Annotated in this window: 8 protein-coding genes; all 8 read right to left on the bottom strand. The window is 71.3% G+C overall.

Features of this window, described 5'->3' with window-relative positions; translation table 11 throughout:
• Positions 1 to 12 precede the first annotated feature (12 nt).
• The 8 genes from D0T12_RS14580 to ychF all read right to left on the bottom strand — a co-directional run bounded on the left by D0T12_RS14580 (position 13) and on the right by ychF (position 12,855).
• Complete coding sequence (locus tag D0T12_RS14580; protein WP_117400092.1) at positions 13 to 1,062, bottom strand: C40 family peptidase; 1,050 nt, start codon at positions 1,060 to 1,062, stop codon at positions 13 to 15.
• Complete coding sequence (locus D0T12_RS14575; RefSeq protein WP_117400091.1) at positions 1,059 to 1,700, bottom strand: hypothetical protein; 642 nt, start codon at positions 1,698 to 1,700, stop codon at positions 1,059 to 1,061. The genes D0T12_RS14580 and D0T12_RS14575 overlap by 4 nt, the downstream gene beginning before the upstream one ends.
• A gap of 7 nt (positions 1,701 to 1,707) precedes the next feature.
• Positions 1,708 to 4,182, bottom strand: a complete 2,475-nt coding sequence (locus D0T12_RS14570; protein ID WP_117400090.1) for a type IV secretion system protein — start codon at positions 4,180 to 4,182, stop codon at positions 1,708 to 1,710.
• Entirely contained in the window at positions 4,179 to 6,668 is a 2,490-nt protein-coding gene (locus tag D0T12_RS14565) for an ATP-binding protein (RefSeq protein WP_117400089.1), read from the bottom strand. Before D0T12_RS14565 ends, D0T12_RS14570 begins: the two co-directional genes overlap by 4 nt.
• 148 nt (positions 6,669 to 6,816) lie before the next feature.
• Positions 6,817 to 9,807, bottom strand: a complete 2,991-nt coding sequence (locus tag D0T12_RS14560) for a conjugal transfer protein (protein ID WP_117400088.1) — start codon at positions 9,805 to 9,807, stop codon at positions 6,817 to 6,819.
• Between the two features lie 56 nt (positions 9,808 to 9,863).
• Positions 9,864 to 10,148 carry a hypothetical protein gene (locus D0T12_RS14555; protein ID WP_021600158.1) on the bottom strand — a complete coding sequence of 95 codons (285 nt, stop codon included), beginning with the start codon at positions 10,146 to 10,148 and terminating at the stop codon, positions 9,864 to 9,866.
• A gap of 63 nt (positions 10,149 to 10,211) precedes the next feature.
• Entirely contained in the window at positions 10,212 to 11,249 is a 1,038-nt protein-coding gene (locus D0T12_RS14550; RefSeq protein WP_117400087.1) for a conjugal transfer protein, read from the bottom strand.
• Positions 11,250 to 11,763: 514 nt separating this feature from the next.
• Complete coding sequence (gene ychF / locus D0T12_RS14545) at positions 11,764 to 12,855, bottom strand: redox-regulated ATPase YchF (protein WP_117400086.1); 1,092 nt, start codon at positions 12,853 to 12,855, stop codon at positions 11,764 to 11,766.
• Between the last annotated feature and the right edge of the window lie 83 nt (positions 12,856 to 12,938).

Below are 12,938 nucleotides of genomic sequence, written 5' to 3'. Positions count from 1 at the left end.
GGTTTTCGGTCGTCACCCGGCGGCCAGCTCACCGGCCTTCTTGCGCAGGTCGGGACGCGCGAGCGGACGCGTCACCCCCACCCAGTCGGACCGCTTGTACGGCTTCACGCCGATCGCGGGAACGCAGGACGAGCAGCTCGCCACGATCATCTTTCCGTCGGAGATCACCATCCCGACATGCCCGGGATTGTTCGCCGAGGTTCCCGGGCCCGAGTCGAAGAACACCAGGTCACCAGGTTGTTCCTCACCCTTTTTGATCTTCTTGCCGAACGGCCACTGCTGGAAGGTCGTGCGCGGGATGTTCAGGCCGACCGTCCGGTACGCGGCCTGGATGAGGCTGGAGCAGTCCCACGCGTCCGGGCCGTTGGCGCCGAACACGTACGGCTTGCCGCGCTGCGCCATCGCGAACGCGATGATCCGCTTGACGAGGTCGGAGGCGTTCACCGGCAGGTCGTTGTCCTCGCACTCGACCCCGTTCGTCTGGACGACCTCGAAGTCACCGCCGACATAGCGCTTCGCCCAGTCCAGGACGAGGTTCACGTAGTCCCACGAGTGGTTGTACTGGAAGATCGCGGTGCGCATGCGGCGGGGTGCGCCGTTGTGCTTGAGGTACGCGGCGGCGGACGGGATCGCGTCCGCCGGGTCGTAGCGGTTCTTGCGGCCGTCCTTGTTCCCGTCGACCGCGAACGCCTTCCACGTCGCGGCCAGGAACTGCATCGGGCCGCCCGCGCCCGCGTAGTTCTCCCCGCTCCTGACGCCGGGCAGGGTCGACGTGCCGTGGTTCGTCTCCACCTTGCCGATCCCTGCCAGGACGTTCCACGGGATGCCGAACTTCTCGCCCGCGTCCTTGTACAGCTCCAGGTAGTTCGCGGGAATGGCCCTCGCGCCCGTCGCCGCCGCGGGCTGAGCGCCCGCCTGGGCGACGTTCACGCAGTTGCCGCCCGCGACACCGCCACCGAACATGAACCGGCTCGCCCCGAACATGACCGGGACGATCAGCAGCCCGGCGAACAGCACCGCGCCGGCGCCGAGCGCCCCGAAGAGCAGCACACGACGGCTCATCCCGTGTCACCCACCTGACCCGCGTCCGCCGGTTGGAACGAGTAGATCCGCAGGGAACCGCCCTCCCTCACCACGGTCACCGCGTACCGCTGCCGGTCGCTGCTGTCGGTGTCACCCGACGAGACCTGCTGGATCCCGGTCACCAGGAAGATGATCGAGTTGTTCTCGATGGTGCGGACCTGGTCGAGCGTCGCCGAGCCCCGCGCGACGACCTGGCCCCGGCGCCGCTCCTCCAGCAGGCCCGGGGTGGTCGCGGCCCGCGCCAGCTCCGTCCGCAGTTCGTCGGTGACGAGGCCCGACAGGCGCTGCGCGTACACCTCCGGCGGCTCGTCGAAACGGTACGTCCCGTACGCGGCGACGAACCGCTGCGCCAGATCGGCCGCGGTGGCGAACTCCGCCCGCGTGAACGGCAACAGCCGGTAGATGTCGAAGCCGTTCGGGTTCACCGGGGTCTGGATTCCCGGCGGCGGGGACGCGGGGCCGGTCGGGCCCGGCGCGGCCGTCCTGCTCGGACGGGCCGCCGGACGTTCCGGTTCGTCGCCGCCGGGCGAGGCCAGCGTTAGGTACAGGCCCGCGGCGGCGAGGAGCACCACGAGGCCCGCGAACAGGAGCCTGCGCTGCCGGTCGTTCAGGTTCATCGCCGGCTCAGTCGTCTCGTCCCGGCTCACCCGACGGGCGGTCACGCTCGACGGGACGCAGCCAGAACGGAAGCGGCGGGCTCTCCTGCGAACCGGACCTGCCCCACAGCGGCGGTGGCTTCTGCCCGCTTCCCGGCTGGGACCGCGACGGCCCCCCGCCCGAGGTGTTGCGCGGCCTGGGCACGTCCGACCTGGGTTCGCTGGACCGGCCGCCGCCCGAGACCCCGCCCGAACGCCCACCGGACCCGCCGGAACCACCGGAACCGCCGCCGGGCCTGCCGCCGTTTCCGCCTCCCGAGCCGGCGCCGCGACCACGGCCGCGATCCGCCGAGCCCGGCGGACGACCGCCGCCGAACCAGCCGCCGCCACCGCGGACGTTCCCGCCGGACACGCCACCGTTGCCGCCGCCCGAGCCTCCGCCCGAGCCACCCGAGGCGCCGTTTCCGCCGCCGCCCGCCCGGCCGCCGCCCCCGGAGCCGCCGTTGCCTCCTCCACCGACGCCGCCGCGTCCCGTCCAGGACGGCGGGCGGGTGCTTCCCTTGCCCGCACCGGCGCCGGAGGACTTGCCCCCGGCGACCACGACGCCGCCGACGGGTTCGGCGGGTTCGCCGTCGGGGCGGCGGTCGCCGAGCGCGCCCGCGCGGGACGGCAGGTTCAGCGGTGGAGCGCTACGCCGGGAACGCGACTGCTGCGCGGCGCCGGCCGCGCGGGGCCTCGCCGCCAGCACCGGGGCGTCCTCCGGCGACGGGCCCTCGCCCACCCCGGCGCCACGACGGTCGCCCGCCGCGGCGGCGGCCGAGGTGTCGCGCTGCGCGCCCGTGGCGACGGCCTCGGACGTCGCCTCCCGCTTGGCCAGGCGCGCGAGCCCCGCGCCCGCCCCGAACGGCGCGACGGCCGCGATCGTGCTCCGGCGCGCCTCCGAAACGGACCGGTTGAGCTGCGCCTCGCTCTTCTCCTTCGCCCCGACCACGCCGTAGCCGACCGCGGAGAACAGGTGTTGGAACGGCCTGCGGTACACGAACGCCGCGCCCGTCACCAGCGCGATGAGCAGGATCTGCAGGCCCCACGGCAGCGTCTCGCCGAGGATCAGCCCGTACGCCCACAGCAGCAGCGACAGCACACCGATCAGCGCGGCCTGTTTGAGCAGCATGGACAGCAGCAGTTCCAGCCAGCGGATGGCGATCACCCGTCCGATGCCCGGATGGATGCCGATGCCCAGGAAGATCGGCCCCGCCACCAGCAGCAACAGGAACGCGATCTTCACCACGATCAGCGCGATCGCGATCACCATGATCAGCACGCCCGCGACGACCGCCGCGAGCAGGCCGCCGAACGCGACCCCGAGGCGATTCTCCCAGTTCTTGCCCTGGAAGAGCGGATACGTCCCGGGATGCTGGTCCTGGATGTTCTTGGCGACGTCCTTGTAGGCGTCGGCCTTCTTCCCGAGATCGGCCCTGTTGTCGTCACCGTACGTCTCGGGCAGGTCGACCGCCTGCGCCCAGAGCAGCTTGTCGGCGTTGTCCTTGACGATCTTGGCGTTGGGGTCGGTGGTGCCGAACACCCCCTGCAACCACGGTTTGCAGACCAGCGCCACCCACAGCCGGTTCGCGTTACGGGTCGTCTCGTCCAGGTTCCGCGCCGACGCCGGATCGGCCCTGCCGCCGGGCGCCGGAATGCACACCCCGCCCCTGGTGTCGCTCTGCGGCAACGCCGCGTTGAACGCCGCGCTCGTCGCCTCCGACGTCTTCGTCCCGAGCGCCGTGAAGTCGGAGGGCCGCGCGATCAGCCAGACCAGCGCGACCATCGCGACGACCATCCACAGCACGCCCTCGGTGACCTTGCTGGCCCGTTTGCGGACGAGCCCCCACCAGGCCAGCCACATCGCGCCGAGAATGACCACCCACGACCAGTAGCGCGCGTTGAACGTCTTGCCGATGTCGGTGATGACGCCGTCGACGGTGTCCTTCAACCAGCCGAGCAGCGACTCCGACGCGGCCGCCTGGTAGACGCTGATCGTGGTGCGGTCGATGGCCCGGACGAACGTGAACACCGTGTTGGCGAGCCCGTTGCCCATCAGCGCCATCGCGTCCGAGCAGCCCATGTCGACCGCGTACCAGTACTGCCCGGCCGTGCCGAACCGGTCGTAGTAGGTCAGGTTCTCGACCGGCGTGTCCTTCAGCTTCTCACTGGGATAGTCCGGCGGCTTGATCATGCCGTCCGTCCCGGACCCGTACTGCTCCGGCGCCGGATTCTCCGCCGGGGAGCACGCGTCGTTCGGGGTCGGCGGCTTCGGAATCGCCGCGGACGCGGGCGCCAGCGGGCCGACCATGAACAGGGCCAGGACGACCAGGAGCAGCACCGAGCGGCGGGCGCGCGGATGCCTGCGGCGCCGGCCGCGGCGCGGTCGCCGGAGCGCGGCGCGGTCGATGCCTTCGCCGGGTGCGCGCTGCAGGCGCGCCATCGGGTCGCGGGGACCCCTCATCGATGGACCTCCTCGACCTCGGCCCCCGCGACGGTGAGTTCGGATGCGCCCGGACGGGACCGGGTCGGGTTGGTGTCCAGCCAACGCTGCAGTTCCTCGGAGATCAGGTCGACGCCGATGCGTCCAGCACGGCCGTCGAGGTCACGGAAGATGCATTCGCCGTTGCCGAGGTTGCGGAGCACGGCCTTGTGCTCCTCGGACGCCTCCACCCCGAGAAGCGCCATGACGTTGACGACCTCGTTCCGTTCGGTGGAACGGAACGAGAACACCGACGACAGGCAGTTGGTGACCTGCTCGTTCAGCAGGTCACCGGCGTTCTGCGACACCAGGATCAACGCGGTGTTGCGCGAACGGCCCATCCTTGACACCTCCGGCACGAGCTTCGCGCCCTCGGGCGTCGACGTGATGGCCCACGCCTCGTCCAGGAAGATGGCCTTCGGCAACCGCCGGTCGAGGCCGTGCATCAGCCGCCGCGCGAACTGCGACACCAGATACATCAGCGCCACCGACAGCCGCTGCTCGTAGGAGTAGTCGTCCCGCGGGATCGCGACGTCCGGCAGGGTGAGGCCGCCGAGCGTGAACACCGTCGTCCAGCCCGCGGTGTCGATGCGGTCGCCGCCGGACGGGTCGAAGCACAGCCGCGCGAGCCGCATCTCCGACATCGACCGCAGCACCGCGCCGAGGTTCTTGGACGCCGGGTCCTCCGCGGCCTCGAGGTAGTCGACGACCCGGCCGAGCGAGGGCCGTTCCGCGTTGGCGACCGCGCCGACCGCCTGGATCATCGCGGACTCGCGTTCCTCCGACATCCTCGGCAGCAGCAGCCGCAGCGTCTCCGTCGCCATCGTCTTCATCGTGGCGAGGTCGTCGCCGAACGAGAACGGGTCGAGCAGCCCCGGCGCCGCCGACCCGAGCGGCAGGATCCGCGCCTTCCTGCCCCGCGCCTTCAGCAGCTCCACCAGCGACTCGGCGTCGCCCTTCGGGTCGATCGCGGCGACGGTGACGCCGCGCAACGCCATCTGGTAGATCAGCAGCAGCGCCAGGGTCGTCTTCCCGCCGCCGGGCTCACCGGTGATCGCCACGGCGGTCGGACGGTTCCGCGCCGCCGCGACCAGCGGGTCGAAGTGCACGATCGACCGGGCCCGGCCCAGGGTCTCCCCGATGTAGGGGCCGATCCAGCCCTCGTCGTGCTCGTCGGTCCGGTCGCCGAGGTCGACGGTCGCGACCGGCATACCGCCCGCGATGGTCCGCAGCGGCTGGCGCTGCGCGTACGCGTTCAACCTGATCTGGTCGCCGGGCAGCGACTCCAGGAACAGCGAGAACTGGTCGCCGGTCGAGTTGACGACGTCGATGCCGATGTCGCGGTAGTGCTCGACGACCGCGTCCACCCGCTGCGCGAGCAGCTCCTCCGTCGTCGCGGACACGATCAGCCGGTGCCACCCGTACACGAACGGGAGCCGCTCCTTGGTGATGCCGTGCTCCAGCATCCGCGCCGCGTCGATCTGCTCCGCGAGCGCGATCGGCGCCTCCGCCCCCGCCTCCCGGATGTGCTGGTCCATGTCACGGGCGTGCGCGAGTTTGCGGGAGACGTCCTTGGACGCCTTCGCGGGCGGGATCAGCTTCATCCGCGCGCTGATCTCCACCGGGAACGGGAGCGCGTCGGCGTAGTGGAACCACGGTTCGCCGTCCGGGAACGGCATCAGGTCGGGGAACCGCGCGAACGACAGGTAAGCGACATAGGACTCGGCCGTCGCGCCGCCGCCCGCGCCCGTGAAGTTCGGCTGCTCGACGCGCAGATACGACCGGCCGTTGTGGATGGCGCCCTCGACGAGCGACTCGATCTCGCCCTTGCCCCACGTCCTGCGGGACACCGCGGACGGCGGCGGGTCGGCCAGCGCCCCCGACACCGCGTGCTGGAACAGCCACGCGACCTCCGTCGACGTGGCGTGCCTGGCGTACAGGGCCGAGCCGCCGAGGGCGCGGCCGATGCGTTCGGCCTGCTCCGTCCAGCGCGCGATCTCCTTCTTGTCGATCGCGTCGTCATGCACACCGAGAACTTTCTCGCTGCGCTTGTACAACCCCAGGAGCTGCGACAACACACCGCCGGACAGGTGCGCGCCCATCCCGCGCGGGCCGAGCCGGACGCCGAGGTAGACCTCTTTCGTCCAGAAGTCCTTGGCCCACACGTGCGCGTAGGTCTCCTCCAGGTACTGCCGCCACCCGGCCCCGTCGTCGGACGTGCGGTCGAGCGCCAGCGCCCACTCCGCCGCCGGATACGTCCGGTGCGCGATCCGCAGATGCACCTCGGCGTCCTGCATGCGGATGCCCGCGAGCGCGATGGTGATGTTGGTGGCGAGCGCCTCGCGCTCCTCGTCGGTCGTGAACTCGTACGAGACCGTGGGCAGCCGGAAGTACGCCCATGCGGCGCCGTCGGTGAGGAGCACGCGGTCGTCGAAGTACCGCACGGCCAGCCGGCTCGACTTGGTCATGCGCGCCTCCCTGCCCCGGTCCATTGTCCCGGTGCGGCGGCGTCCGCCAAGCGCCGTGCGGGCAAGTGTTCTCCGTCCGGACGGTCATCAACGTCAGGCGTTCCCGCAAGGCTGATGACGGTGTCCGCTCGATGCCCGCGAGGGGCGCTCATCGGGTGGCCTCCTGCTCGTGCTGGAACTCCTGGTAACGCTCGGGCATGACGGTGAAGCCGCCGGCGACCACACCGGCGAGGGCAAGATAGGCACGCCGCGTCGGCGTGCGCAACGACTTCAGCTCGTTGCGCGGCGCGCGGTCCATGCTCAGGTGATCATCCCACGGAATGCGCACCAGGGCCCGGCAACGCCCCCGCGCCACGGCCTCGGCCTGTTCGACGTCGTCCATGCTGCGGCGACTCACCCCGTTGATGACCGTGACGGCACGGGACCGCAGCTCCTCGTACCCGTGGCCGTCGAGCCACTCGAACGTCATCGCCACCGCACGCGGCGCGTCGGCACTCGCCGGCGCGACGAGCACGAGCTGGTCGGCGTACGGCAGCACCCGCGCCACGACCGCCGCCGCGGCGTCCAGCAGCGTCACCGAGTAGAACCGGTCGATGGTGCGGATCGCCAGCGCGTAGTCACGGTCGTCCAACGCCTGCAACGGGTTCTTCCCCGCCGCGATCACGTCGAGCCCGGACTTGGCCTGCGAGGTGTACCGGCGCATCGCGGTGAGGCTGTTCACCTGGTCGGCCCGCGTGATGAGCCCGGTCAACGTCTCGTTGGTGTCACTACGCGTCCGCCGCGCCAGCGCCCCCGGCCCCGGGTTCACGTCGACGGCGACGACCGGCTCCCCGTTGTGCTGCGCGAACGTGTGCCCCAGCATCAACGCGGTCACCGTCTGCCCAGCCCCACCGGTGCACCCGAGCACCACCACATGACGCGTCCCGTGGAACGGCTGCTGGAGCCGCATCTCGTACTCGGCGTCGACATCGCCGTGCCCACCCCCCACGGCATGGAACAGGCGCCGCAACCCGCCACCGGTGACCTCGTGCTCGGGATCGGGCGGCGTGATCGCGGGCCCGGAAGGCGGCGGCGCCGGGGGCGGCGGCAACGGCCGCGGCCGCACGGGCGACGTCGGCTGCGACCGAACCTCACGCGGCGGAGCCTGCTGCTCCACCGGCGCCGTCGGCTGAGGCGGAGCCGCCGTCTCCGACACGGGCGGCGCCGCCGGACGCGGCGGCTGCGACAGCCCCTCCGTCCAGGGCCGCGGCGGCTCCATCCGCGGCGGCACGTCCGCCTCGGCCCCTTCCGCCCGCACCCCGAACGCCCCAGGCACAACCGGCCGCGCCCCCTGCCCACCCGCAGAACGAGCCTCAGCGGACGCACCCTGCGCATCCGCAGAATCAGGTGAAGCGCCCTGCGCACCCGCAGGAGGAGCATCAGCGGGCCGACCCCCCGCGTTCATGGAACGGGCCCACGCGGCTGAACCTTGCGCATCTGCGGGTCGGGCCCCCGCAGTGGGGCCCTGCGCGCCCGCAGCACGAGCCTCGGCGGAGGAACTTCGCGTATCCGTGGAACGAGCCTGCGCGGGCAGACCCTTCACAGGGGACGTCTGCGCGTCCGAACCCTGCGCGTCCGCAGAATCAGCCCGCGGAGAAGCGCCCTGCGCATCCGCAGGGCCAGTCTCACCGGACGGACCTTGCGAGCCCATGGAACGAGCCCACGCGGACGCACCCCGTTCCTCCGCAGAACGAGCCTCGACGGTACGCCCCTCCTCGACCGTGGAACGAGCCTGCGGGCCAACTCCCTGCACATCCGCAGAGCGCGCCTCAACGGACCGACCCTGCCCGTCCGCAGCACGGGCCTCGGCGGAGGGACCTTGCGCGTTCGTGGAACGAGACTGCTCGGATGCGCCCTGGGCACCTGCGGGAGCAGCCGGCGCGGGCAGATCCCGCCCAGCAGCGCGAGCCCGCGTCGCCGGGCTCTGCCCGGCTGCGGGGTGGGACTCGGGGGGCTGGGGGGGCGCAGGGCGAGTCTCGGGGGGCCGAGGCTGTGCGCCCGTGGAACGAGTCGCCGCGGAGGGGGCTTGTGGGTCCGTGGCGCGCGCCCGCGCGGTGGGGGGGTGGGGTCGGATGGGGGTGGGCGGAGGGGTTCGTTGTCCGGCGACCTTCTTGTCGCCGGCCTCTCCGTTGAAGTGGTGCGGCCCTCGGCGTTCCTCCTGCGGGGAGGGTGGGGTGCCCCGTGCGGGGAGGGCGTGCCGGGTCTCCGGCGCGGCGGGGGGTTCCTGGCGAATGTCGCGGCGGGTCTGGCCGGGCGACCAGAGCTGCTCGTCCCGGTCGGTGGCGGGCGGGGCGCCGTTGTGGACGGTGGGTTGAGGTCGGGCTGTGGGGGGTTGCTGGGGGATGTCGGGACGGGTGGTCGGGGCGGCCTCCCAGACCTCGGGCTGGGAACCGGGGCGGCGGACGCCGGACGCGAGGGCGCGCTTGCCGGAGGGCGGGGCGGGCGCGGGGGCGTCCAGGTGGGGGGTCGCCGGGGGTGGTCCGAGCCCGGCGGCGGGCTGGACGTCGTCCTCGTGGGAGATGTCGCGGTGGGTGCGGCGCCATGGTTTGCGGGGGGCCGCGGGGGCCTCGTGCTGGGCGGCGTACTCGGGGAGGGGCGGTGGGGCGGTGGCCGCCGCCGGGCGGGGCAGCGGGACGGCGGGGACCTGCGGTTCCTGCTGGGCGGGGGCCTGACCGCGCCTGCGGCGGGACTTGATCGCGGCGCGTTCGGGTGCCGCGACGGGGGCCGGTGCCCCGGCGCGGCGCCAGACGCGGGCCACGATGACGACCTCGCGGGGTTCGCGGATCGGGGTGAGGCGGCACCACGTGCGGGGCTCGGCCAGGTAGCGGCTCTGCGAGATCAGCAGTTCGGTGAGGCGTTTGCCCTCGATGACCGGACGGGTCGCCAGCCAGGTCAGGACGCCGGGCGGGACGATGTACAGCACGTGCCACGGCGACTCGAAGGGGACGCCGACGAACTGGAGCATGACGATCCAGGGCACGAACACGCCGAGGAACACACCGATCTGCACCAGCGGCAGCGGCATGGGCAGCCGCAGGTCGTACAGCTTGTACAGCCGTTTCTCGATGCGCCAGATATTCGTGTACGTGGGTAGATCCACGCCCCTACTCCCCTAACTGCGCGAGCACGGGTCCGCCTGCCGATCCTCCGTCCGGGTCAGGAGACGTCCACGCCGAGGGCTTTGGCTATCGCCTTGGCCGTGGTCTCGATGATGTTGGGCACGTAGAAGACCACCCCGATTCCGATCGCCAGCACGATGAACTGGACGAATCGCGTGATCTCGCGGGTGAACAGGAAGAAGATCGCCACAATGGAGACGATGACGAGGAAGAGCGGTCCGAAAATCTGCCGCAACCAGTCGGCGAGCTGGTCGGTCTTGAGTTCGTCATCGGGCGCCGCCAGGAGTTCGTGCGGAATCGACGCCATGATGTGGTGCAGCATCGACTGACTACCTTCCTTGGTCGGCTGATCGGCTGGGGACTGGTTTCGTCAAATCGCGGCCTCTCATGATGCGCCCGGTCTCGTGGTGCCGCGGATGTCGCGCACCAGCCATGTCGCGCCCTTCTTGACCATGGCGAGCTGGTAGGTCTGCTCCAGTTCGGCGGCGCCGCCCTGCGGAACCTGCCACACGACGGTGGCGGTGACGGTGCGTTCGCCGGGAGATCCCTTCGGTGCGACGACCTCCTTGACCTGGACGAAGGTCACGGTGTTGGCGAGGCCGGTGATGGTCGTCCCGCTGGAGAACCGGGACAGGGCCGCCTGGTTTCCGGTGGCGTACTCCTGGAAGAAGGTGCCGAGGAACGGGTGCAGTTCGCTTTCGAGCCCGCCGTCGCGGGCCTCCAGGCCGCCCTGGGGAAGCTGGGCCTTGGTCGGCGGGGGAAGCAGGGCCGGCCTGGCGGACACGACCAGTGAGCCGTTCCTGTCGGCGTAGACGGGGACGGCGAGGCGGAGCCAACGGTCGGTGGTGCGGGCGAGCAGTGTCACGGTCGCGTTGTTGGCGTCGCGGGCGTCCACTCCGGCGACCTGGACGGACTGCACCTGCATCTGTCCCGCACCGTTCCAGCCGAACTGGGCGTCGGCGCCGTCGGGCAGGAAGGTCCGCAACTGGGTCTCGCGGGCCGGGGCGTTCTTCTGGTCGTAGTTGAGGTAGACGTTGGCGAACTGGAGCGCGAAGGCGCCCGCGGCGCTGCTGGGGAAGCCGGTGCTCCTCGCGGGCTTGGCGCCGGTGCCCGGGGCGGCCGGGTCGTCCTCGGCGGTGAAGCGTTCGAACGGGGCCCGGACGCCGTTGACGAGGATGACGAGGATCAGCGCCCAGAGCACGGCGCGGCCGGCCCAGACCCACCAGCGCCCGCCGGAGCCGCCCCAGCGGCCGCCGCGCGGGCCGTCGCCGCCGCCCGCGCGTCCGCCGCCGCGCCGCCCCCGCGCGCCGCCCGCGGGCAGCCCCCACGGATCGGCGGCCGGCGCGAACGCCCGGCCGGGCTGTGTCGTCTCCTCGACGACGGCGGTGTCACGGCCGCGTCCCACGGCCGACCTGCGAGCCATCCTGCCTCCGCTCGCGCCTCGCCCCCGGTCGGCGCGGTCCTGTGTGCCTGGTCCTGTGTGGCTGGTCTTGTGGGCTGGTCCTGTGTGGCTGGTCGTGTTGCCCGAGTGGCCCTTTCTGAACCCATCCCGGGCCCAGGGTAACCACGGGCGTCAATTGTTCCAGCGCATCCCGGCGAAGCACAGCCCCGGCACGCGGTTGTGGATAATGCAATCCACCTCAGCAGGAACAGGGAAGATTGCCAAACGGTGACGTTCCCCTATCTAAGGCTCCGAACAGTGCGCGGGGCCCGGTTCCGGACAAGCGCCGCGACCCGGGAGGTGCTTGGTGACGAAGTGACGTCACCGGCCGCAATCTGTTCCCGAAAGAATCCGGCAAACTATCGGATTTGGGACATCCATCGACAGAACTCCCAGCTCAGCGGCACCGTGAGCCCCGACGACCCCGCTGTTGCCAATCTCACACGGGTCACGTCCCTGTTCACAAGCGGCCCGTCCGGGCGACCGCCGGGGACGGTCACACGTTGAAGCGGAACTCCACGACGTCGCCGTCCTGCATGACGTAGTCCTTGCCCTCCATGCGGACCTTGCCCGCGGTGCGCGCGGCGGCCATGGAACCGGCGGCGGTGAGGTCGTCGAACGAGACGGTCTCGGCCTTGATGAAGCCGCGCTGGAAGTCGGTGTGGATGACCCCGGCGGCTTCGGGCGCGGTGGCGCCCTTGCGGATCGTCCAGGCCCGCGCCTCCTTGGGGCCCGCCGTCAGGTACGTCTGGAGGCCGAGGGTCGCGAACCCGACCCGGACGAGCTGCGACAGGCCGGACTCCTCCTGTCCCATGCCCTGCAACAGTTCGAGCGCCTCGTCGTCCGGCAGCTCGATCAGCTCCGCCTCGATCTTGGCGTCCAGGAAGATCGCCTCCGCGGGGGCCACCAGGTCGCGCAGCCGCGCCCGCAGGTCCTCGTCGGTCAGCTCGCTCTCGTCCAGGTTGAAGACGTAGAGGAACGGCTTGGCGGTGAGCAGGTGCAGCTCGCGCAGCAGGGTCAGGTCGATCCCGGCGGCGGACGCGCCCGCGAACAGCGTGACGCCGTCGTCCAGGAGCTTCTGCGCGGCGTTGACCGCGTCGACGACCGCGAGCTTGTCCTTGTCCTTCTTGGTCCGCGCCTCCTTGTCGAGCCGCGGCAGCGCCTTCTCGATCGTCTGGAGGTCGGCCAGGATCAGCTCGGTGTTGATCGTCTCGATGTCACGGGACGGCACGACGTCACCGTCCACATGGGTGACGTCCGGGTCATCGAACACGCGGATGACCTGGCAGATCGCGTTGGTCTCCCGGATGTTGGCGAGGAACTTGTTGCCGAGGCCCTGCCCCTCGGACGCGCCCTTGACGATGCCCGCGATGTCCACGAACTCCATCGTCGCCGGGATGATCTTCTGCGAGCCGAAGAGCTCCGCGAGCACGCCCAGGCGCGGATCGGGCACGCCGACCACGCCGACGTTGGGCTCGATGGTCGCGAACGGGTAGTTGGCGGCCAGCGCCTCGTTCTTGGTCAGCGCGTTGAACAGGGTGGACTTGCCGACGTTGGGCAGCCCGACGATTCCGATGGAGAGGCTCACGGCCGTCAAGTTTATGGGCGGAGCCGGACCCGTTGGGCTGTCCGGATCTCCCGGTGAGTCATGGGTGGACGCCGAATGTCCGG

The sequence above is a fragment of the Actinomadura spongiicola genome (genome assembly GCF_003432485.1).
GTDB classification, from domain to species: domain Bacteria; phylum Actinomycetota; class Actinomycetes; order Streptosporangiales; family Streptosporangiaceae; genus Spirillospora; species Spirillospora spongiicola.
The sequence above is the reverse complement of the archived record's forward strand: the minus strand, read 5'-3'. Positions and strand labels throughout refer to the sequence as shown.

Coding starts and splice junctions, on each gene's coding strand:
- D0T12_RS14580 (WP_117400092.1), bottom strand. CDS start 1,062: ATGAGCCGTCGTGTGCTGCTCTTCGGGGCGCTCGGCGCCGGCGCGGTG.
- D0T12_RS14565 (WP_117400089.1), bottom strand. CDS start 6,668: ATGACCAAGTCGAGCCGGCTGGCCGTGCGGTACTTCGACGACCGCGTG.
- D0T12_RS14555 (WP_021600158.1), bottom strand. CDS start 10,148: ATGCTGCACCACATCATGGCGTCGATTCCGCACGAACTCCTGGCGGCG.
- D0T12_RS14575 (WP_117400091.1), bottom strand. CDS start 1,700: ATGAACCTGAACGACCGGCAGCGCAGGCTCCTGTTCGCGGGCCTCGTG.
- D0T12_RS14570 (WP_117400090.1), bottom strand. CDS start 4,182: ATGAGGGGTCCCCGCGACCCGATGGCGCGCCTGCAGCGCGCACCCGGC.
- D0T12_RS14550 (WP_117400087.1), bottom strand. CDS start 11,249: ATGGCTCGCAGGTCGGCCGTGGGACGCGGCCGTGACACCGCCGTCGTC.